18 protein-coding genes and 1 tRNA gene are annotated in these 18,151 nt (G+C 32.2%); 12 read left to right on the forward strand and 7 right to left on the reverse strand.

The features are described from left to right. Positions 1–13: 13 nt before the first annotated feature. Positions 14–1,321, forward strand: coding sequence for a glycosyltransferase family 2 protein (locus MBVG596_RS03305; RefSeq protein ID WP_096387162.1), 1,308 nt, complete (start codon positions 14–16; stop codon positions 1,319–1,321). 53 nt (positions 1,322–1,374) lie between these two features. Here MBVG596_RS03305 and MBVG596_RS03775 read toward each other — a convergent pair whose 3' ends face one another. The 5 genes from MBVG596_RS03775 to MBVG596_RS03330 all read right to left on the reverse strand — a co-directional run bounded on the left by MBVG596_RS03775 (position 1,375) and on the right by MBVG596_RS03330 (position 5,429). Next, complete coding sequence (locus MBVG596_RS03775; protein ID WP_096387165.1) at positions 1,375–2,322, reverse strand: hypothetical protein; 948 nt, start codon at positions 2,320–2,322, stop codon at positions 1,375–1,377. A gap of 202 nt (positions 2,323–2,524) precedes the next feature. Further along, positions 2,525–3,337, reverse strand: a complete 813-nt coding sequence (locus MBVG596_RS03315) for a TIGR00282 family metallophosphoesterase (protein ID WP_096387168.1) — start codon at positions 3,335–3,337, stop codon at positions 2,525–2,527. Positions 3,338–3,464: 127 nt separating this feature from the next. After that, positions 3,465–3,538: transfer RNA gene (locus tag MBVG596_RS03320), tRNA-Trp, on the reverse strand. Between the two features lie 55 nt (positions 3,539–3,593). Next, complete coding sequence (ychF, locus tag MBVG596_RS03325) at positions 3,594–4,694, reverse strand: redox-regulated ATPase YchF (RefSeq protein WP_096387170.1); 1,101 nt, start codon at positions 4,692–4,694, stop codon at positions 3,594–3,596. A gap of 63 nt (positions 4,695–4,757) precedes the next feature. Next, a complete protein-coding gene (locus tag MBVG596_RS03330; protein WP_096387173.1) occupies positions 4,758–5,429 on the reverse strand; it encodes a potassium channel family protein in 672 nt (223 codons plus the stop codon). A gap of 126 nt (positions 5,430–5,555) precedes the next feature. Here MBVG596_RS03330 and MBVG596_RS03335 point away from each other — a divergent pair, with 126 nt between their 5' ends. Both MBVG596_RS03335 and MBVG596_RS03340 read left to right on the forward strand, forming a co-directional pair. After that, positions 5,556–6,437, forward strand: coding sequence for a C-5 cytosine-specific DNA methyltransferase (locus tag MBVG596_RS03335; RefSeq protein WP_096387176.1), 882 nt, complete (start codon positions 5,556–5,558; stop codon positions 6,435–6,437). Then, complete coding sequence (locus MBVG596_RS03340) at positions 6,424–6,783, forward strand: hypothetical protein (protein ID WP_096387179.1); 360 nt, start codon at positions 6,424–6,426, stop codon at positions 6,781–6,783. The genes MBVG596_RS03335 and MBVG596_RS03340 overlap by 14 nt, the downstream gene beginning before the upstream one ends. Before the next feature lie 74 nt (positions 6,784–6,857). Here the strand turns inward: MBVG596_RS03340 and MBVG596_RS03345 are convergent, their stop codons facing one another. Beyond that, positions 6,858–7,367, reverse strand: a complete 510-nt coding sequence (locus tag MBVG596_RS03345) for an HNH endonuclease (RefSeq protein ID WP_148664020.1) — start codon at positions 7,365–7,367, stop codon at positions 6,858–6,860. Between the two features lie 31 nt (positions 7,368–7,398). Here MBVG596_RS03345 and MBVG596_RS03350 point away from each other — a divergent pair, with 31 nt between their 5' ends. The 9 genes from MBVG596_RS03350 to MBVG596_RS03390 are packed head-to-tail and all read left to right on the forward strand — an operon-like array spanning position 7,399 to position 16,869. After that, positions 7,399–8,457 carry a hypothetical protein gene (locus tag MBVG596_RS03350; protein ID WP_096387185.1) on the forward strand — a complete coding sequence of 353 codons (1,059 nt, stop codon included), beginning with the start codon at positions 7,399–7,401 and terminating at the stop codon, positions 8,455–8,457. After that, positions 8,457–9,206, forward strand: a complete 750-nt coding sequence (locus MBVG596_RS03355) for an MBL fold metallo-hydrolase (protein WP_096387188.1) — start codon at positions 8,457–8,459, stop codon at positions 9,204–9,206. Before MBVG596_RS03350 ends, MBVG596_RS03355 begins: the two co-directional genes overlap by 1 nt. Next, complete coding sequence (locus MBVG596_RS03360; protein ID WP_225247168.1) at positions 9,199–9,573, forward strand: hypothetical protein; 375 nt, start codon at positions 9,199–9,201, stop codon at positions 9,571–9,573. Before MBVG596_RS03355 ends, MBVG596_RS03360 begins: the two co-directional genes overlap by 8 nt. Beyond that, positions 9,557–10,897, forward strand: a complete 1,341-nt coding sequence (locus MBVG596_RS03365) for a DEAD/DEAH box helicase (protein WP_096387191.1) — start codon at positions 9,557–9,559, stop codon at positions 10,895–10,897. The genes MBVG596_RS03360 and MBVG596_RS03365 overlap by 17 nt, the downstream gene beginning before the upstream one ends. Beyond that, entirely contained in the window at positions 10,897–11,154 is a 258-nt protein-coding gene (locus tag MBVG596_RS03370; protein WP_096387194.1) for a hypothetical protein, read from the forward strand. The genes MBVG596_RS03365 and MBVG596_RS03370 overlap by 1 nt, the downstream gene beginning before the upstream one ends. Positions 11,155–11,178: 24 nt before the next feature. Next, complete coding sequence (locus MBVG596_RS03375; protein WP_096387197.1) at positions 11,179–11,748, forward strand: hypothetical protein; 570 nt, start codon at positions 11,179–11,181, stop codon at positions 11,746–11,748. Beyond that, positions 11,748–12,791 (forward strand): adenine-specific methyltransferase EcoRI family protein, encoded by a 1,044-nt coding sequence (locus MBVG596_RS03380; RefSeq protein WP_096387200.1) that lies wholly within the window; start codon positions 11,748–11,750, stop codon positions 12,789–12,791. The genes MBVG596_RS03375 and MBVG596_RS03380 overlap by 1 nt, the downstream gene beginning before the upstream one ends. 14 nt (positions 12,792–12,805) lie before the next feature. Further along, on the forward strand, positions 12,806–14,797 hold the full coding sequence (locus tag MBVG596_RS03385; RefSeq protein WP_096387203.1) for a hypothetical protein: 1,992 nt from the start codon (positions 12,806–12,808) through the stop codon (positions 14,795–14,797). A gap of 44 nt (positions 14,798–14,841) precedes the next feature. Continuing rightward, positions 14,842–16,869 carry a phage/plasmid primase, P4 family gene (locus MBVG596_RS03390; protein ID WP_096387206.1) on the forward strand — a complete coding sequence of 676 codons (2,028 nt, stop codon included), beginning with the start codon at positions 14,842–14,844 and terminating at the stop codon, positions 16,867–16,869. An 88-nt stretch (positions 16,870–16,957) separates the two neighbouring features. Here MBVG596_RS03390 and MBVG596_RS03395 read toward each other — a convergent pair whose 3' ends face one another. Then, positions 16,958–18,139 (reverse strand): IS3 family transposase, encoded by a 1,182-nt coding sequence (locus tag MBVG596_RS03395; protein ID WP_096385807.1) that lies wholly within the window; start codon positions 18,137–18,139, stop codon positions 16,958–16,960. Positions 18,140–18,151 lie beyond the last annotated feature (12 nt).

Here is an 18,151-nt window from a genome sequence, read left to right on the forward strand (position 1 = left end):
TGAGTAAAGTTATATGCAACAACTAGTACTAGCTACAAGAATAATTACTTATATAGGTATAGGCATTACCACCCTATTTACCGCAATATTCTTTTTGCAAATTTTTTATACTTTTTTTGCCTTGTTTATAAAAAATAAACGCTTTAATAAAACTAATAAATTTAATAATCACTGCATTATTATTCCCGCCCATAATGAAGCACATATCATTGGTGATTTAATTAAATCACTTAAATCTATGAGATATCCTAAACAATACTTTAAAGTTTTTGTGGTCGCAGATAATTGTACCGATAACACTGCACAAGTTGCTTTGCAAGCAGGAGCTGATAAAGTTTACGAAAGATTTAATAAACAATTAATTGGGCCAAATTTTGCAGTACATGAAACATTATTAAAAATAAAAGATGAATTTGGTGATTTTGATTCATTTTCATGATTTGATGCTGATAATATTGTTGATGAAAATTGATTAAGCATTATGAATGATGCTTTTAATGATCCTAAAAAATATGATTATTTTACTTCGTTTAGAGACACACAAAACTTTGAAGATAATTGAATTTCTTCAGCTTACTCAATTGAATTTTATCGTTTAGTATCACAAGTCGCTACAACGCGTTCAGCATTTAGAAATCCACATATGGTTGGTGGAACTGGATTTATGGTGCGTTGAAGTCTACTAGAGAAAAATGATTATTGAGGCAAGTATCAATCAATGGTTCATGATACTGAGTTTAGTTTTGATGCACTTGTAAATGGCTATAAAGGTGTATATGTAGACCAAGCAAAATTTTATGATTTACAACCAACTGACTGAAATATATCTTGAAAACAAAGAACACGATGAACTGTTGGCAATTATAAATTAGGGAGTTTAATCAATAAATCAATATTTAAAAATTTATTTTTTAAATTGGAAGCCCCACAGAAAAAACTTAATTATTTAGACTATATAGCAATGCTAACGCCTTCTTGATTATTTTTCTTTACTTTGTTAATTATAAATACAACTATTACTGTTTTAAACTTGGTCTTATTAGCAAATAACATTGATAATATAGGAGTATATTTAGGTGCATTATCATTACCTATTATGTTTATCTATTATTATCTAATTACTTTTTTTATGGGTCTGTGTGTAATTATTAGACAAGCAAAGAAAATAAAACGCTTTAGCCCTTGAAATAAATTTAAAGCATTAATTACTTATCCTATCTTTATCTTTTTAAATATACCAATATCGATGTACGCTTCAAAAAATAAAAACATGAAATTTGTTAATACCCAAAAACAAAGATCACTAAATACTAAAATTTAATTATTAAAATAAAAAAAAGCTCGAGTTTGTTGCTCGGGCTTTTTGTATTTTTTTTAACTTTCTGATGTTGTTGCCGTGTCTTTTGGACCTTCTTCGGCTGGAGCTGCTGGATCTTTAGGACCTTCTTCGGCTGGTGCTACTGGATCTTTAGGACCTTCCTCTGCTGGTGCCACTGGATCTTTAGGACCTTCTTCAGCTGGCGCTACTGGATCTTTAGGACCTTCCTCTGCTGGAGTTGCCGTGTCTTTTGGACCTTCTTCCGCTGGTGCCACTGGATCTTTAGGACCTTCCTCTGCTGGTGTTGCTGGATCTTTAGGTCCTTCTTCAGCTGGAGCTACTGGATCTTTAGGACCTTCTTCGGCTGGAGCTGCTGGGTCTTTTGGACCTTCCTCTGCTGGAGTTGCTGGATCTTTAGGACCTTCCTCTGCGGGTGCTGCTGGATCTTTAGGACCTTCTGAGCTGCCACCAACACTTGGGTCGTCGCCTTGAATTGGTTCCATAGGTCTTGTTGTATCTCCCGGTTTTTTACCATCTCCATTGATTGGGTCGGCTGGTTTTGTAGTATTACCAGATTGCCCACCCGTGTTTGAACCGTCATTATGAGTCTTAACTTCATCGATTAAATCTGATTCTTTTTCACCATCTTTAACAATTATTTTTGCAACATTATATGTTTTACCATCTTTTAGAGATGAAAAATCAACTGTTCCATCTTCTTTAATTTTTGTTTTAATTGTTTTAGCACTACCACTAGAATTCGATAAAACAACTGTTACTTCTTTTCCTTTGTGTAAGATAAATTTTGCATTTAATAGGTCTTTTTGTTCATTAGATAATTCGTATTTAACCTCTGAGTTTTGCGTAATTTGCTCTGGAGTTTTTTGTACAGTGTTGTCTTTTTTGTTTTTAGCGTTTTTAGTTACAATGACTGAAGCTGTAACTACTGCACCAACAGTTAAAACCGATAAACCTGTGGCCAACAGTATTTTAGTTTTTGCCATTTTTTCTCCTTTTATCATCAATTATTTTCCATTGAAATTTCCGAAAATTATCAATAGTTATTTTGATTTTACAAAAAAAAAAAAAATGCGCGATTGGTCAAAAACGCATAAATTTGTGGCTTTTTGTGCAAATAAAGCTAATATTTCCACATTTACTAAAAGTAATCATTTGTATTTTTATACAAATAAATATTTATTATTTCTAGTCATTTGGCAGTATCTTAATACACTCTATTGAGTTATTTTGTTTTTCGATTGTGTTTAATTTTAAAATAACAGCATTAAATTGGCATTTATTGTTTGAAATTTGAAATTTTGATCTGCTCCCATAGCGCATATGTTCATAAACTTCTTGAAAATTAGCACCTATTGCACAATTATATGGCCCTACCATACCAACATCTGAAATAAAACAAGTTCCATTTTTTAGAGTATGTGCGTCATTTGTTTGTACATGAGTGTGTGTTCCACAAACAGCGTCTACTTTGCCGTCTAAATATTGAGATAACACTGCTTTTTCACTTGTTGTTTCAGCATGAAAATCAACAAAGTGAAAATCAGTTTTTTGGCCATTTTCAATGACATTATCAATTGCATCAAAAAAGTTTTGTGCATACTCTTCTTTTCACGGATGAAGTAATTTGTTAAATGTAATACCCATTAAAGAAGTTACCCGAAGTGTGCAATCATTGATTTTGAACACATTACTGCCTTGTCCAGCATATGAGTTTGAAATATTTAATGGTCTAATCACGTCGGGATTTGAAATTATTTCAAATATGCCATTTTGTGCTCATACATGATTCCCAAGTGTAAAAATATCAATGCCAATTTTTTTTAGTTGTTCATAATCTTTTTTAATAAAACCTTTACGATCTGAAACATTTTCCGCCTGAGCAATAGTAACATCAATATTGTGTTGTTTTTTTATATTATCTAAATGTTTGGCAACCATATCAATCCCAGGTTGTCCAAAAATATCTCCAATAAATAGAAGATTTAATTGTTTATTCATATTTCCTCAAATCTACAATATAACTATAGCATATTTGTATAAATTTAATTTATATATTTAGTATATATTCGGTCCAAATTAAGAAAAAACACCTAAATTAGGTGTAAAAATTTGAGTATAACTCATATGGCGGGGGTTAAAGGAATCGAACCCTTGCAAGCAGTTTTGGAGACTGCAGTACTACCATTATACTAAACCCCCATTTCGCACATGGCGAAAAAGTTGTATTGAATTGTAAAATGAATATATTAGTAAATTATTTGTTAAATTTAAAGTGGCAAATATCACCATCTTTCATAACGTAATTTTTGCCTTCAGATCTAATTTTTCCTGCTGCTTTAACAGCGGCTTCTGATCCATAAGAAATAAAGTCATCATAATTTATAATGTCAGCTTTAATAAATTTGTTTTCGAAATCACTATGAATAATACCTGCACACTGGGGAGCTAACATTCCATTATTAAAAACTCAAGCCCTAACTTCAATTTGACCAACTGTGAAGTAGGTTTTTAGATTTAGTAAGTCAAATGCTTCGCGGGTTAATAAATCTAGTCCACTGAATTTAATTTCATAAGAATCAAGCCATTGTTTTGCTTCGTTTTCATCAAGTTGTGAAACTTCACTTTCTAATTGAACGCAAATTGGTAATATTTTCTCGTTTTGGTTGCATGAATTTTTAAATTTCATAAAAAGAGCATCATTTTCATAGTTTGATATTTGTTGTGCTGACAGGTTCGCTACATAAATCATTGGTTTGTAAGTCAGTAAATGATATGATTTGATAATTTTTAATTCTTCTTGAGTTAAGCTTTCTAAGGTTCTAGCAGCAAAACCATTTTCAAGTTTTTCTTGTAATTTTAAGCAAAGATTTTGTTCTAAAATAGCAGTTTTATCGCCAGATTTGGCTTTTTTTGCAATTCTATTTAAAACATTTTTAACTGTTTCAATGTCAGCTAAAATTAACTCCATATTAATTACATCTTTATCATTAACTGGGTTAACTTCATTTGCAACATGCATTATATCTTTGTCTTCAAAACATCTCACCACGTGAATTATTGCATCCACTTCTCTAATATTGCCAAGAAATTTATTTCCTAGTCCTTCACCTTTTGAAGCACCCTTAACTAAGCCAGCAATATCAACAAAATCAAATGTAGCAGGAACAATTTTATTAGGATTAACAAGTTTTGCTAATTCATAAAGTCTTTTATCTTTAAGAGGAACTGAACTAATATTTGGTTCAATAGTTGTAAATGCATAGTTAGATGCTTCAACTTGATATTTTGTAAGCGCACTAAAAAGTGTGCTTTTGCCAACATTTGGCAAGCCAACTATACCCGCTTTTAATGACATATTACTCCAATCTTATTTTTACTTATTTATTCATTTTTCTAAACAATAAGTAAAAATTTAAAATTAAACTTTATTTAAAATTTCAAAAGCATGAACAACATCATTTACTTTACCTAGTATTGTTATTAAATCTGCACTTTGCAACATTGTAAATCCGCTAGGTAAAATTGTTTCAGAATTTCTTTTTATTAACACAACACTTAGTCCTTTTTCAATAAATTTACAATCTTTCAGAGATTTATCGAAGTATTCGGGATTGGTAAGTGAAGTAGTTCCCATCACAAAATTATCGCCCAATTCTTGAAGCCCCATTGAATATTTAGCGAAATTTGGATTAGCAGCAAGAAGTGCTGTACGCATTCCTGCTTCTTGTTCTGGTTTGATAATAACATTAACGCCTATTTGTTTTAAAACATTGGCATGGCGTTCAGAGTGCGCACGAGCAATAATATTTGTAACCTTAATTTCAGTTAATGCTGCTACTATTTCGATATTATCATTGGTTGCAACAACAACCATATCCATATTTTGAATCCCAAGTGATTTAAGTGCCTTTGGCTCGGCAGCGTCAGCCACAACCAATTTATCCACCAATTCTGAGTAGTGTGTTAGGTTTTTTTCATCTTTGTCAACTACTAAAAGTGAAACATTCATATTTAGTAACTGCTTAATAACGGCATCGCCAAATCTGCCAACACCAATGACACAAATATTTTGAACAACTTTTTTCTGCATGATGCTCCTTATATATTAATTAATTATATTTTAGTATAAATATATTTCAAAGAGTAAAACAATTTAAGTTTCTGAACGCAGAAAGGCGAAAGTTTCACTTGTTGAAAACTTTTAAAAAATAAAGAAATGAAAAAATTAATTGTCTGAGATTTATTCGGCGGTGGCGTTAACTCTGTTTATAAAGCGATAGGAGATAACCCAAATTTTGAAATTTATACGTTCGACCTGTTTCCGGAACGTTATCATAATAAACAATTTGTAGTAGACTTGAGCGAAGAGTTTGAGTGATTAAAAAGGCATTTTAGTGCTTTTCCAAAACCTGACATTATAGTCGCTAGCCCCCTTTGCCAATCGTTTAGTTCTATTTTATCATTAAAAGGTGGTGGCACTTGCTTTTGAAAATATAAAGACGAGACAAGAACTGCACTAACTGAGAGAAGCGTTAAAGAATTTGAAAGTTTAAAAAATGGGTTTACTAAATATTTAGACGCGGACAAACAATTATTTATTAAGCGACTTGGTCAAAAATGCATTGACAACACTATAAATCTTATTAAAGAATTCAAACCGCGTTTTTGATATATCGAAAACCCAAAAAGTTCGCTAATTTGAAAATATATCCAGTACAACCGCGACGACTTTTACAACGAGACTTTTGCATTTAATGAAACATATTATGGTGACTATGGATATTTACAACCCAAACCTACCGTGTTTCTGTCTAATGTTTTGTTTGATTTAAAAAATAATAACTCGTTAAAAATCGTTAAAAATGGCAAACGCAAACAAATATTCAGAAATAACGAGTTAATTGCTGAAATGTCAATAAGTGACCGAATGTTGCCGTCTTTACGCAATCATAAATATAAAACAGAAGGGAACTTCCAAGCAAAAGAAGCGGCAAATGTTAGTGCTATTCCTTCTGAGTTACTGAAAGATATTTTTGAAGATTTTTTAGACATTTACAGAGACATGGAGTACGAGGAGTTAAGCAATGAAGAAAATTAAACTAGAACCTAACCAACTTGAAAGTTATCTTAACCGCTACCTTGTAATTACGACAAAAGACAATGTGAGTGTTAAGGGCGTGCTAGGGATTTGCTGACATTCTCCGAACCTTTTAACAATTACAAATGAGCAAAAAGGCTACATTTTAAGGTTCGAACATATAAAACACTTGCGCCTTTTAAACTCTGACAAAATCATAGACGCAAGCACACTAAAACGAACTTTTAAATATGTGCTTTATAGCAGAAGAACCAAGCACCCAACCAAGCCAATTTTTAAAACTTACAATCAAGCAAGAGAATTAAAAAAATCGCTAAGTGCTGAAACTAGCGAAACAAGCGAATAAATAATGTTAATTATTATAGTTTGGTGAATTCATAGAATGGGCTGGTGATAACACTTAAACAATAAAATAATAAATTATTCCGCGAGCAAATTGTTAAATAACTCGACAACCTGACTTTCGTTGCTTTGGATATTTTCAAAGACTAGACCCTTTATTTTGAAAAATTCAAGCACTAAATTCACTAAGGTTTGCAACTCTTTATAGTTTAGGTTATTTTGTTTAATGTTAAACTCGCAATGTGTCGCGTAATTTGTAAAATAATGCGCTTGTAATTTAATGAATTGGTCTAAATGTAAATTTATACCACCCGCAACTCCGGTGTTGATTTTAAGGGGTAAATTTGAACGCTTAAAGAATATTAGCCCTTTTGTTTGGTTGGTCTTCTCTGAGTGGTGTTGAATGCAAAGAGTTTGCAAGTTCTCGGGGTCTAAAAATAAATTTTCATTATTGCGATGAGAGATTATATGGTCAACTTGTAGGTTAAACGTGGTCTCACATTTAACACAATAAGGTTGCTTTCATAAATGCTTATCGCGGAGCGCAATTCAGCGTTTTGAATTGTATGGATATTTTCAATTAATCATATAAAAAATTATAACAATTAAGGAGTTAAGAATGAAAACAGTTGAATTATTTGACTTGGAAGTGCTTCAGTTTAAGTCATTGTCACATTTAAATAAATACCTTACGTGCTACGGGGTGTTTTGCCCAATTGTTGAAGGTTGAAACGCTGGCGGAAAAACTACAACTCTTAGTGCTTTAACTCATTTATTATTAGGTGGCATTGACGTTAATGGCAATAGAACTAACAGTATTGAACCAATAACAGCAACCCTGCACCTATATGTTGACGGGGAAAGTTGATTTATTCAAAATACACAGAGTAAAACCTGAATATGAAAATCAGCAAACCAAGAATATAACGCTTATAAAAAAGGGCTTGAGGAAGTTTTAGGAATTAAAAAACAACATTTACGCCTTTTGTGTTTGCCTGACTATTTTATAAATTTAAGTGGAGCAGCTCAGCGAGAAGAGTTTATTGCATTATTAGAAAATTCACCTTTTGTGCTTAAAAATTTAGATAAAAAATTCGACATTGCAACCATACTAAAAGAACACGGTTCAATTATTAATTACAAGAAAACGCTAAAAGATAGACTGAAAGTAATCGAAGCAAATTTTGGATTTCTTACAATGCTTGAGTCTTATTCGGTTAATATTAACTACTCTTTTGAATTAAAACACACAGCACGAGATGTTGCACGACAAATAAGAGAGATAGAGCAAGAGCACTGAGAAAAAGCAAAAATTAACGTTATAAATGAGTTAAATACTGTTATCTCAATTGAGAATGCTTTAATTGCTTTATTTAATAAAGAAGTTGAAAAAATGAGGGAGATTTCTTGCCTTGGTTGACTTGTGCATATTGTTCAGGACGAAAAAACGGGTCAAGAATCGCTAAAAATAACACACAACGGGGTAGAGTATAAAAATTTAAATCAAGCGAAAAAAATGCAAATTGCTTGCCAATTCTCGGTGTTGTTCCAAAATCTTATGGAGATTAATTTGCCGTTATTTATTGATAACTTTGAAAGAATAGACGAAGGAAATGCCGAACTTATTGAAGATATAACCAAAGACCGCCAAGTATTCGTGACAAGGGTGACTTATTAATGATTATCACAAGTTTTGGTTCTTCTTCCTTAGGTAGCTGCTATTTAATAAAGTTTAAAAATTTGAATGTTGTTATAGATGCGGGAATAAATGTAAAACAATTTACAAACCACAAATATTATGCTGATTTAATGACCGCGGATTTGCTTTTAATTTCACACGAGCACCTTGACCATGTTAAGTATTTAAAAAATTTTTTAGCTTTTAATAATCGGGCGAGTGTTATTATTAACCCTTTATCATTTGCAAGATTAATGACAATATATCCAGAACTAGAAAAATACAAGCACCGTTTTGTTTTATTGGATTATTTCAAGCATTTAAAAATTAGCGGGTTGCACATTTCAACATTGCAAGCTGTTCACGATTCCGCCGCTAATAATGCTTATCAATTAACAAGTCAAAGCGGAGAACAGTTGTTTTTTATGACTGATTGAGGTTCTTTTGAATATTTGCCGTTAATGCACCATAAGTTTATGAGTAATTGTATTTTTATGATTGAAAGCAACCACCCAGTAAATGCAAAGCAAACACAGTTATATCAAGAGCGGAGTTTTTCAAATGTTGGGCACAGTAATTCAGAACAAGCGTTGCGACTTGTTGAGATTATTGAAAAACAAAGCGGGCTGAATGTAAAAAATAACGTTTTTTGAATATCTACTAGCCCCGGTTTCTATGATTATTTAAAAAAGACCGACCCATATGGGAAAAGAATACACCCGACAAACATTGAGGAGCATTGTGTCTAATCTAAAAGAAAAGAACGTAGAAAAAAAGATAGAGCGAGAATTAAAGAAACAAGGAGTGCCATTTTTTAAAGTTGCGGGCGGATTGTTTCAAGTTTCGGGAATGTGCGACTTACTTATCTTTAACCGTTTCACAACTTACGCATTAGAACTTAAAAGCGAATTCAAAAGAAGCAAACCAACCCCGCTGCAAATTTTACAAGCGCATAATTTTATGAATGATTTAATTTGGGTATTTGTTGATAATAATAACTATAAGTGAGTGGTTGACAACATTGTAAAAAATAAGAAGTCGGTTTTAAAACACTACGGACAAAAGCAGTTATCTTATTGGAGAAAGTACATAAACAAGCATGAAAAAACTTTATAACTACCAGAAGCAAGCGATAAATAAAGCACTAGCACACGACCGCTTTTTGTTGGCTTTGGATATGGGGCTTGGTAAAACGCTATGTGCTATTAATTGACTAAAACACATAAAACAAACCTGCTCATTGCCAACGATTATAATTTGCGACCCGTTAAAACTTAGCGATTGATTTGACGAATACACAGAACAGCAAGTAGCGGGCGAAGTTTTTATAGTTAAAGACAAACACAGCATAGCAGAATTCCAAAACATATCACAAGCAGCAAACAAGGTTTTTATTGTTAGTTATCGTCGGTTTAGTAATTTGTTCAAGAAGTTAAACTTAGGCGCGGGTCTTAATGTTATTATTGACGAAAGTCAGGCGCTTAAATCTCACACTAGCCAAATTAGCAAAAACTGTTTTAAACTATCACCCTACATTAGGCGCTTGCTGCTTTTAAGTGGCGATCCTATTTCAACTGGTTATATTAATTTATACCCACAAATGCGTCTTCTTAATTGTTTTGTTTCTGGTTATAAGTACGGTGACTTTTTGGAAGATTTTTGCAAGTATATTGTAATGAAAACAAGCGCTCAACCTTTTAAAATGATTACCGGATACAAAAACACGGATTATTTAATGCAATTATTAAAAACGCGGGCTTATTTTTTGAAAACTGAGCAAGCAATAGAATTGCCGCAAAAGCAAGCGTTTAAGTTTATAAGTTCTCCCACCAAGGACTACGAGACTTTAAAAAAGACAAAGACGCTCGCTACTAGCGATTGAAGTTTTACGGCTGATAGTGTAATGAAATTATTTCACGGGTTAAGAATGATAATAGGCGGAAGCATTAAAAGCGATCAGGACAATATTATTGAACTAAATACTAATAAAATTGAGCAATTAGAAACACTTATAACTTCAAGCACTTACAACTTTTCGGTGTTTTATAACTATCAAGTAGAAGCACAAGCAATTAAGAAATTGTGCGAGAAGTTAAAAATTAAATGTTATGAAATAAACGGTCAACGCAACGACTTGAAACTGTTACAAAATGAAACGGAACGCTTTATTGTAATAATTCAGTATTTATCCGGAGCGCGGGGAATTGACGGATTACAAGACAAAATATTTAACCAAGTATATTTTTCACTTACTTATTCCGGAGAATTGCATCGGCAATCATTGAAAAGAATACATAGGATAGGTCAAAGTAAACCAGTACGTTATTACTTTTTACTGGCTAAAAATTCGGTGGAAGTAAATATATTTAACGCGCTAAGAACTAGCGGCGATTACACGCTGAAAATGTTCGAAAATGATTTAGCAATAGGAGGCATATAATGAGGAATATTTTCCAAATTTACCAAGACGGCGAGAGATATTATTTAGTTAAATGTGTCTCTCCACAAGCCGACGGTGTTGACGTTGGATTTAATGAAAAAACACTCCAAGTAGTGCACCAATTAGAACCAACACAAGCACAAGAAGTTATTAGTTTTTTAAAACAAATAAATAAACCAATTGCCAGTGCTTGGTCAATATCTAATAGCGGTCTTAAATTTAACCAAGTAGAAAAAGCAATTAAAAAAAGCAAATAAAAACAAATTGAAAGAAGGTAATATATGGCTATAAATTTTAATAAAACCTGACTAGAAAGACAGCAAGAACTACAATCACAAAGTGTCACAATGAGTTCATTACCGGACGGAACTTATGAGGCGAAAATTACAGAAGCACACACAGAAAGACACCATAGCGGAAATTATGACGTTTTAGTCATAAGCGTTGAAATATCAAGCGGAGCATTTAAAGGGTACTCAAATTCAAAAACCTATTTTATTGACGAATTATACCCACACACAAGAAAACGCAGTTTTGACGAATCGCAATTCAATAAATTATTAAGCGACTTAGGATTAGGCTATAACACTGAGCGCGAGTTTATAAACGCACTTTATGACCTAAAACAAAAGGACGTAGTGTTTAAAATTGAAACAAGCGAAAAATTAAACCCACAAAGCGGCAAAGCATACAGAACGAAATATATTGACGCTGCCAATAAACCGTTTGTAATCAATAAAGAACAAACAACACAAACTCCAACAAGTCAGACAAAAACTCCAACAACTCAAACAGAAACTCCAACACCTAAAATTGACCATAATTTTGAATTAATAGATGACTTAATCTAATGAATTACGAGCAAAAACTAGCGGAATTTAGAAAAAACAGAGACGCAAGAGCGATAGGGAATGCAAATTTAAACAGAGCGGCGGCAAATAAAAACGACGAATTTTATACAACTTATAAAACTATACATAAAGAATTAAAGCATTGAAAAAATCAACTAGTAGGCAAAACTGTTGTGTTACCTTGTGACCCCATTTTTGGGCTTGTAGAGTATGAAAACTTTTCGGGCTCGCAATTCTTTAAGTATTTTCACGACAATTTCAAAGAGTTAAAAATTAAAAAACTTATTGCTTCGTCTATTACATTTGATGGAACAAATACAAAAGTATATGAATATGACGGAGAAAACTTAACCGAAACAGAAGTACCAAGCAACGGTGATTTTAGAGACCCAATAATGCAAGAAATTTACGCAAAGGGCGACGTTATTATTACTAACCCACCGTTTAGCATAATTACTGATTTTTTTCAAATGCTTCAAAATCTAAAAATAGACTTTTTGATTATTGCACCTATTCATGCAATCGGGCGACCATTAGTTTTTAACAATTTTAAAAAGGGAGCATTTAATTATGGTTATAGCGTGGTTGAGGCTGAATTTATGAAGTTAACCGAAAAAGAAGGTGAGTTTATCTCTGGCGGTCCTAATTGTCCCTGAATTACCAATTGAATTAAAGAAGAAGAAGAAGAAGAAGAAGAAGAAGAAGAAGAAGAAGAAGAAGACATTTTCAAAGGTCAGGAATGACTAGTTCAACAATATAAAATTATTAACGTCAATCGAGTTGCCGAACTATCCAAATTTTTAAATGCAGTAGAAACGCCAAGAGATTATATTTGAGCATTGCCGATAAGTTCTTGACAAAATAAAAAAGTGCGCGACAACTTCGACCTTTATTGTGTTTCAAATGTTAAGTGCCAATACCCAGAACACCAAAACAACCACCCGATAAAAATACATATAGAAGGAAAAGAAAAATTCGCTAGGTTATTTCTAACAATTAAAAAAGGAATTCAGAATAGAACAATTAAAAAAATAATATTTTAATATTAGGAGAATAAGTGAGTAAAAAATTAGAATTGATACCATTAGACCTTTGAGTTTATGACATAGAAGTATATCCTAAGTTTTGGTGTGTAAGTTTTTACAATGTTAAAACCAAAGAAATAAAAACCTTTAAAATTGGCGAACACTTAAAATTGCAAAGATTTATAGACGAAAAATTAAAAGGTCAATTTGTAGGTGGGTTTAATAATTCTAATTATGACGACCACATATTAAAAGAAATATTACAAGGCATTAACCCCAATGGCTTAAATAATTGAATTGTTAAGCACAGAAACAAACCTTGAGAATGACCTTATAATCAAAAAATCAATCACAGTTTTTTAAGTTTTGACGTTCTAAAATTATTAGGACCGGGGCGTTTATCTTTGAAGAAATACGAAGCGTTTTTAGGTTTAGCAATTAAAGAAACACAAGTGCCCTTCGATTATGACAAAGAACTAACACCGGAGCAAATAGAGCAAGTTATAGAGTACAACATTTATGACGTTAAGGCTACCGCGTTTTTGTTCTTAAAATTTATAGACCAGTTCATTATTAGGCTTAAACTAGTTGAAGACTACAACTTGCCAAATGCTGCACTTCATCAAACAATGACCCAAATTACGGCTAGTATATTTAACGCTCACCCGTCGCGGCTTGCTCGTTATACTGAATACTATTATGAAGTGCCGCAAAACATAAAAGAACTATACGCCAAAGCACTACCTGAATATAACTGATTAATCTCAAAGTTAGAGAGTACCAAGTTTTATAGCGAATACCACCCAGACTTTCAAAAAGAACAGGTAAATTTACAACTCAACGTCAATGGCTTAATTTATGAATTTAAGTCAGGGGGCTTGCACGCAGCACAGCAAACAATCATAGAAAACGACGCGCTAATTTATAACTCCGACATTGTTTCAAACTACCCAAATTTAATAGTTAAATACAATTACGGTTCAAGGGCAGCAAAAAACATGGAGCAAACAATAGCACAACTAATCGAAAAAAGAGTACAGAACAAAAAACAAGGCAACACGCTTGTTAGTTCTTATATGAAGGAGTTAATAGTTAGACCTTTTGGCGCTATGGGCTTTAAGTTTTCTAATTTATGAGACAGTAAGCAGCGTATGTCAATTTGTTTAACTGGTGAATTAATTATCTTTTTTCTGGCTGTTAAATTGTCTAATTATGCTGAAATTTTACAAGTAAACACTGACGGGATAATGTACCAAATAAAAGACGTTAACAATTTGCCAAAAATTGAAAAGATACTTAACGCTTGACAAAAAATAACCATGCTGGATTTAGAAACCACCCAATTTGCTAAATTATGACAAAAAGACGTCAACAATTACATATTAGTAAACAAAGAAGGCGAAATAAAAACAAAGGGCGGAATGGTTAAGTATCATAATAAAAGATTTCACCACAAAGACTTTGACGAAGTGCGGGGAGTTGCAAATAATAATTTAACTGTATTAGATAAAGCGGTGGTTAATTATTTTGTCTATGGCATAGAACCAGAAACCACAATCAAGCAAGAAAAAGACCTTGTGGCGTTTCAGTTTATTTTTGACGTTAAAGGCAATTATTCTGCCGTATTTTATGGAGATAATGAAGTAGAAAAAGCGAGCGTTGTTAGAGTATTTTATACAAGACAAGGACAACCAGTTTTTAAAGCACAAAAAATAGAAGGCAAATGGCGAAAAGATAAGGTGCCGTTTAGTTCTGAACGTTGCACAATTGTTAATGATTCGGTTTTAAATAAACAAGCGCAAGAACTAGACCTAGATTATGAGTACTATGTGCTTTTGGCTTGATCAAGAATAAACCAATACTTAAATAAGACCCCAAAAAATGCAATAGAAACAACAAAATACCCGGGCGTCTGCTTTGAGTGTGGTTTGTGTTCTGCTTCTTTGCTTGACGAAATAGCAGTGCGAGAAATTTATGACGGAATTGAAGTTTGCAAAAAATGTTATTTTAATAATACTATTTAAAAATTATTAACACAAGACAAAAAATACGATTAAAGGAAGGGAATATGGTTCAACTAGTAGATAACGAAGCACTAAAAAACTTTTTAGAAAATGAGTCACGGTTTATTGTTTTAAACGACGACAAAACGCCAAAATTCGCATTCAAAGACAAACAAACGCACCTAAAATTGCGGGACGTTTATTCTGAAAGTAATTTAGGTCTTGTGCTTGATAATGATTATATTGTTATTGACGTCGATAACTCATTACACCCGCAAGAGGCTCAGAAATTAATGCAAATAATAGAAGAGTACCAGTGAGAGTGTAATATTATGAAAACCACTCGGGGCATGCATTTCTGGTTTAAGTTACCTGAAAAAATAAAAAACCAAGTGGCAGTTATTCTACCAGTTGGCATTCAGTGCGATATTAAAAGCGCAAGTGCTAATAGTTATGTTGTTATTAAACACAAGGGCGAGTTTCGCAAGTGGGTAAAATTCACTAAGTACATAGACAAATTACCGCAAGAACTAACCCCCTTGTCTACTCAATCATTTAAGAACTTGCCCACCCCAGTTGCTTTACAAGAAGGCTCAAGACGGGATAATTTATTTAAAAGATTGCCAACTCTTGCTCGCGGCGGTTTTAACCAACAAAGGGTTTTTAATTTGTTTAGTGTTATTAATAAATTGCTATTTGCTAACCCCTTGCCAAGTGTTGAAATTGAAAACATATTCAAAGGAAGCGAACAGTTTTTTGATAAGTCAGAACAAAGCCAATTTTACGTGGTCGACCATAATACCGGAAAACAAAACCTGAACCTTTTTTCTGTTGTTGACTACATTATCCAAAAATATAAGGTCGTTAGATATTCGGAACAGTTATTCTTTTTTAATGAAAATAAGGGAATTTATGAACTAAAACTTGACCGAGAAATTCAAACGATTATAGTTGACATTATCCCAAAATTAAAGGTTTCAATAATTAAAGAAATACAAGCGCAAATTTTAATAAGTACACAAATAAAAAACAAAATACCCGAAGAGCACATAATCGCACTTAATAACTGCTACTATAACTTAAAAACATTTAGAAAGTTGGAAGTGGACAGCAATTTATTTGTTATTAATAAAATTAACGTAGATTATGACCCAAGGTTAACACTAACAACACACGGGCGAACACTGCAAAAATTCCTTTCCGATATAACTTGCAACGACTTAACGCTTCAAAAAATACTTTTACAATTTATCGGCTATTGTCTAACTTCTAGCACAAAATACCAAAAAGCCTTACTTATATATGGACAAACCGCTAGCAATGGTAAAAGTACATTTCTTGATATGCTTGACTTCTTTTTTAGTAAAAACAACGTCAGTTATTTAGGATTTGAAGAACTAAGTCAAAGGTTCGCAACGTCTTCGCTAATTGATAAAATGATTAACGTTGGTGCTGATATTTCTACCGATTATGTTTCCGAACCTTCTACTTTCAAAAAATTAGTAACCGGCGACGCAATAAGCGCCGAATTTAAAGGCAAGGACCGTTTCAGTTTTAGAAACAAGGCTAAATTAATATTTGCAACAAATAAATTGCCAGCAACACAAGACAAGTCGGACGGGTATTTTAGACGGTTTTTAATTGTTCCTTTTAATAATGAATTTAGAAAAGAAAACAGAAACATAGACCGAAACATAAAAGAGCGTTTATTAACAAAAACAAACATGATGGTTCTATTCAGAATGGCAACAGAAGCACTAAGGGAATTAGAAGAAAAAGGAGAATTTGCAGAAAGTCAAACCGCTAAGGATATTACAAACGACTACATAAAAACCAATAACTCAATTAATGTATTTATTGAAAACGACATGGAAAGAAGCGACGAACAAATAAAAGCAGGAGAAGGCTTCAACAATTGCGCCGTAGTTGATAAATACGTAGAATATAAGCGCTTTTGCTTAGATTTTGGTTATAAATCTTACTCGCTTTCAAAATTTAAAGAAGAAGTGCTCCTTTACTTTAAAGAGATAAAAATGACAACCCGAAAAGTAAAATGCGACGAGCTGATAAAAGAAAAATTTATAGTCTTTTAATGCACGAGTTTCTCGTGTTTTTATTTTGCTTTTTTCAAATAAAAAAGGGGTTAACTAAACTAGGACAAAAAAAGTTAACAGTTTAATATTATTTTAACATCATAGCATATTGCTGTGGTGTTTTTCAATTTAAAATTGATTGAATTCTATAGTTGTTGTATCAAAATATATAATCAGCAATTATTTTTTTCAGATCTTCTAAAGTTATTTTACTGTAATCTAATTCATTTAAACATTCGCTTTTTATAATAGAAAATCAGTATTCAACCTCCCTATTATCCAAAGAATTTCCTACACGGGATAATGAAACAGTTCCTCCCATTTTATTTATTTTGTCAATATAGATTTTTGAAGTGTATTGAAATCCATGGTCTGAATGAATAATAAAATCTTTATCGATAGACATAAATGTATTTATATTATCCATAACTAAATCAATATCATTGTTTACAGATAATTTAAAATCTCTGATTTTTTTAGTTTTATGCTCAATTATTACAGACAAAAATACATGGTTATCCTTAACATCTCTTGGCGCTTTTACATATGAAACATCGGTAGCGAAAATATTTCTGTTTAATTTGTCATTGTAATCGCGTTTAACAATATCTGGCAAAGCGAATTTAGTGTTCTTAATTTCGCTCTTTCTTCTTTGTTTTCTAATTTTGCATATTAAATTCAATCTTTTTAAATCTCTTCCAAGACTTCGAGGGTTAATGTAAATATTATATTTCATAGAAATATAAGCACTCAACCTTAAGCGACCATATCTACCTTTGTTATCAAGAAAGGATTTTCTAATTATTGCATCGTTTTTGTGTTCCTTTACTTTTATAACTCTAGTTTTAAATTTTGCTACTGCTTGTCTGCATACATTAAAAATTTTTGCAGATTTACTGTAGGGAATATTTAGTTTTTTAGCTTCACTAAGTTTTCCTGATTTTGATTTATTTTTATTGATCTCGTAATATCTCTTAGCTATTTCTATTAATTCTTCTTTTGTGAATTCGTTTCAATCGGGTTCGATTGGTTTTTTAGGTCTACCACTACCTGGCTTTCTGTTCGCACCCTTTTTATCTAATAATTGATCTTGCATACCATTATTATAGTATCTTATAATTTTTCTGATTCTTTCAAGTAGATGTTTTCTCGTTATAAAATTTGTGTCTGGCGAAATATCATTTATATAATTTATTGTTTGTTTTAACCCAAATTCATTGTAGATTTTATAAATCATATCAAACTCTTCTTTGATAAAGTGTCTTGACATTTGTATTCTCCT

It is taken from the genome of Mycoplasmopsis bovigenitalium (assembly GCF_002356075.1).
GTDB lineage: Bacteria > Bacillota_I > Bacilli_A > Mycoplasmatales > Metamycoplasmataceae > Mycoplasmopsis > Mycoplasmopsis bovigenitalium_A.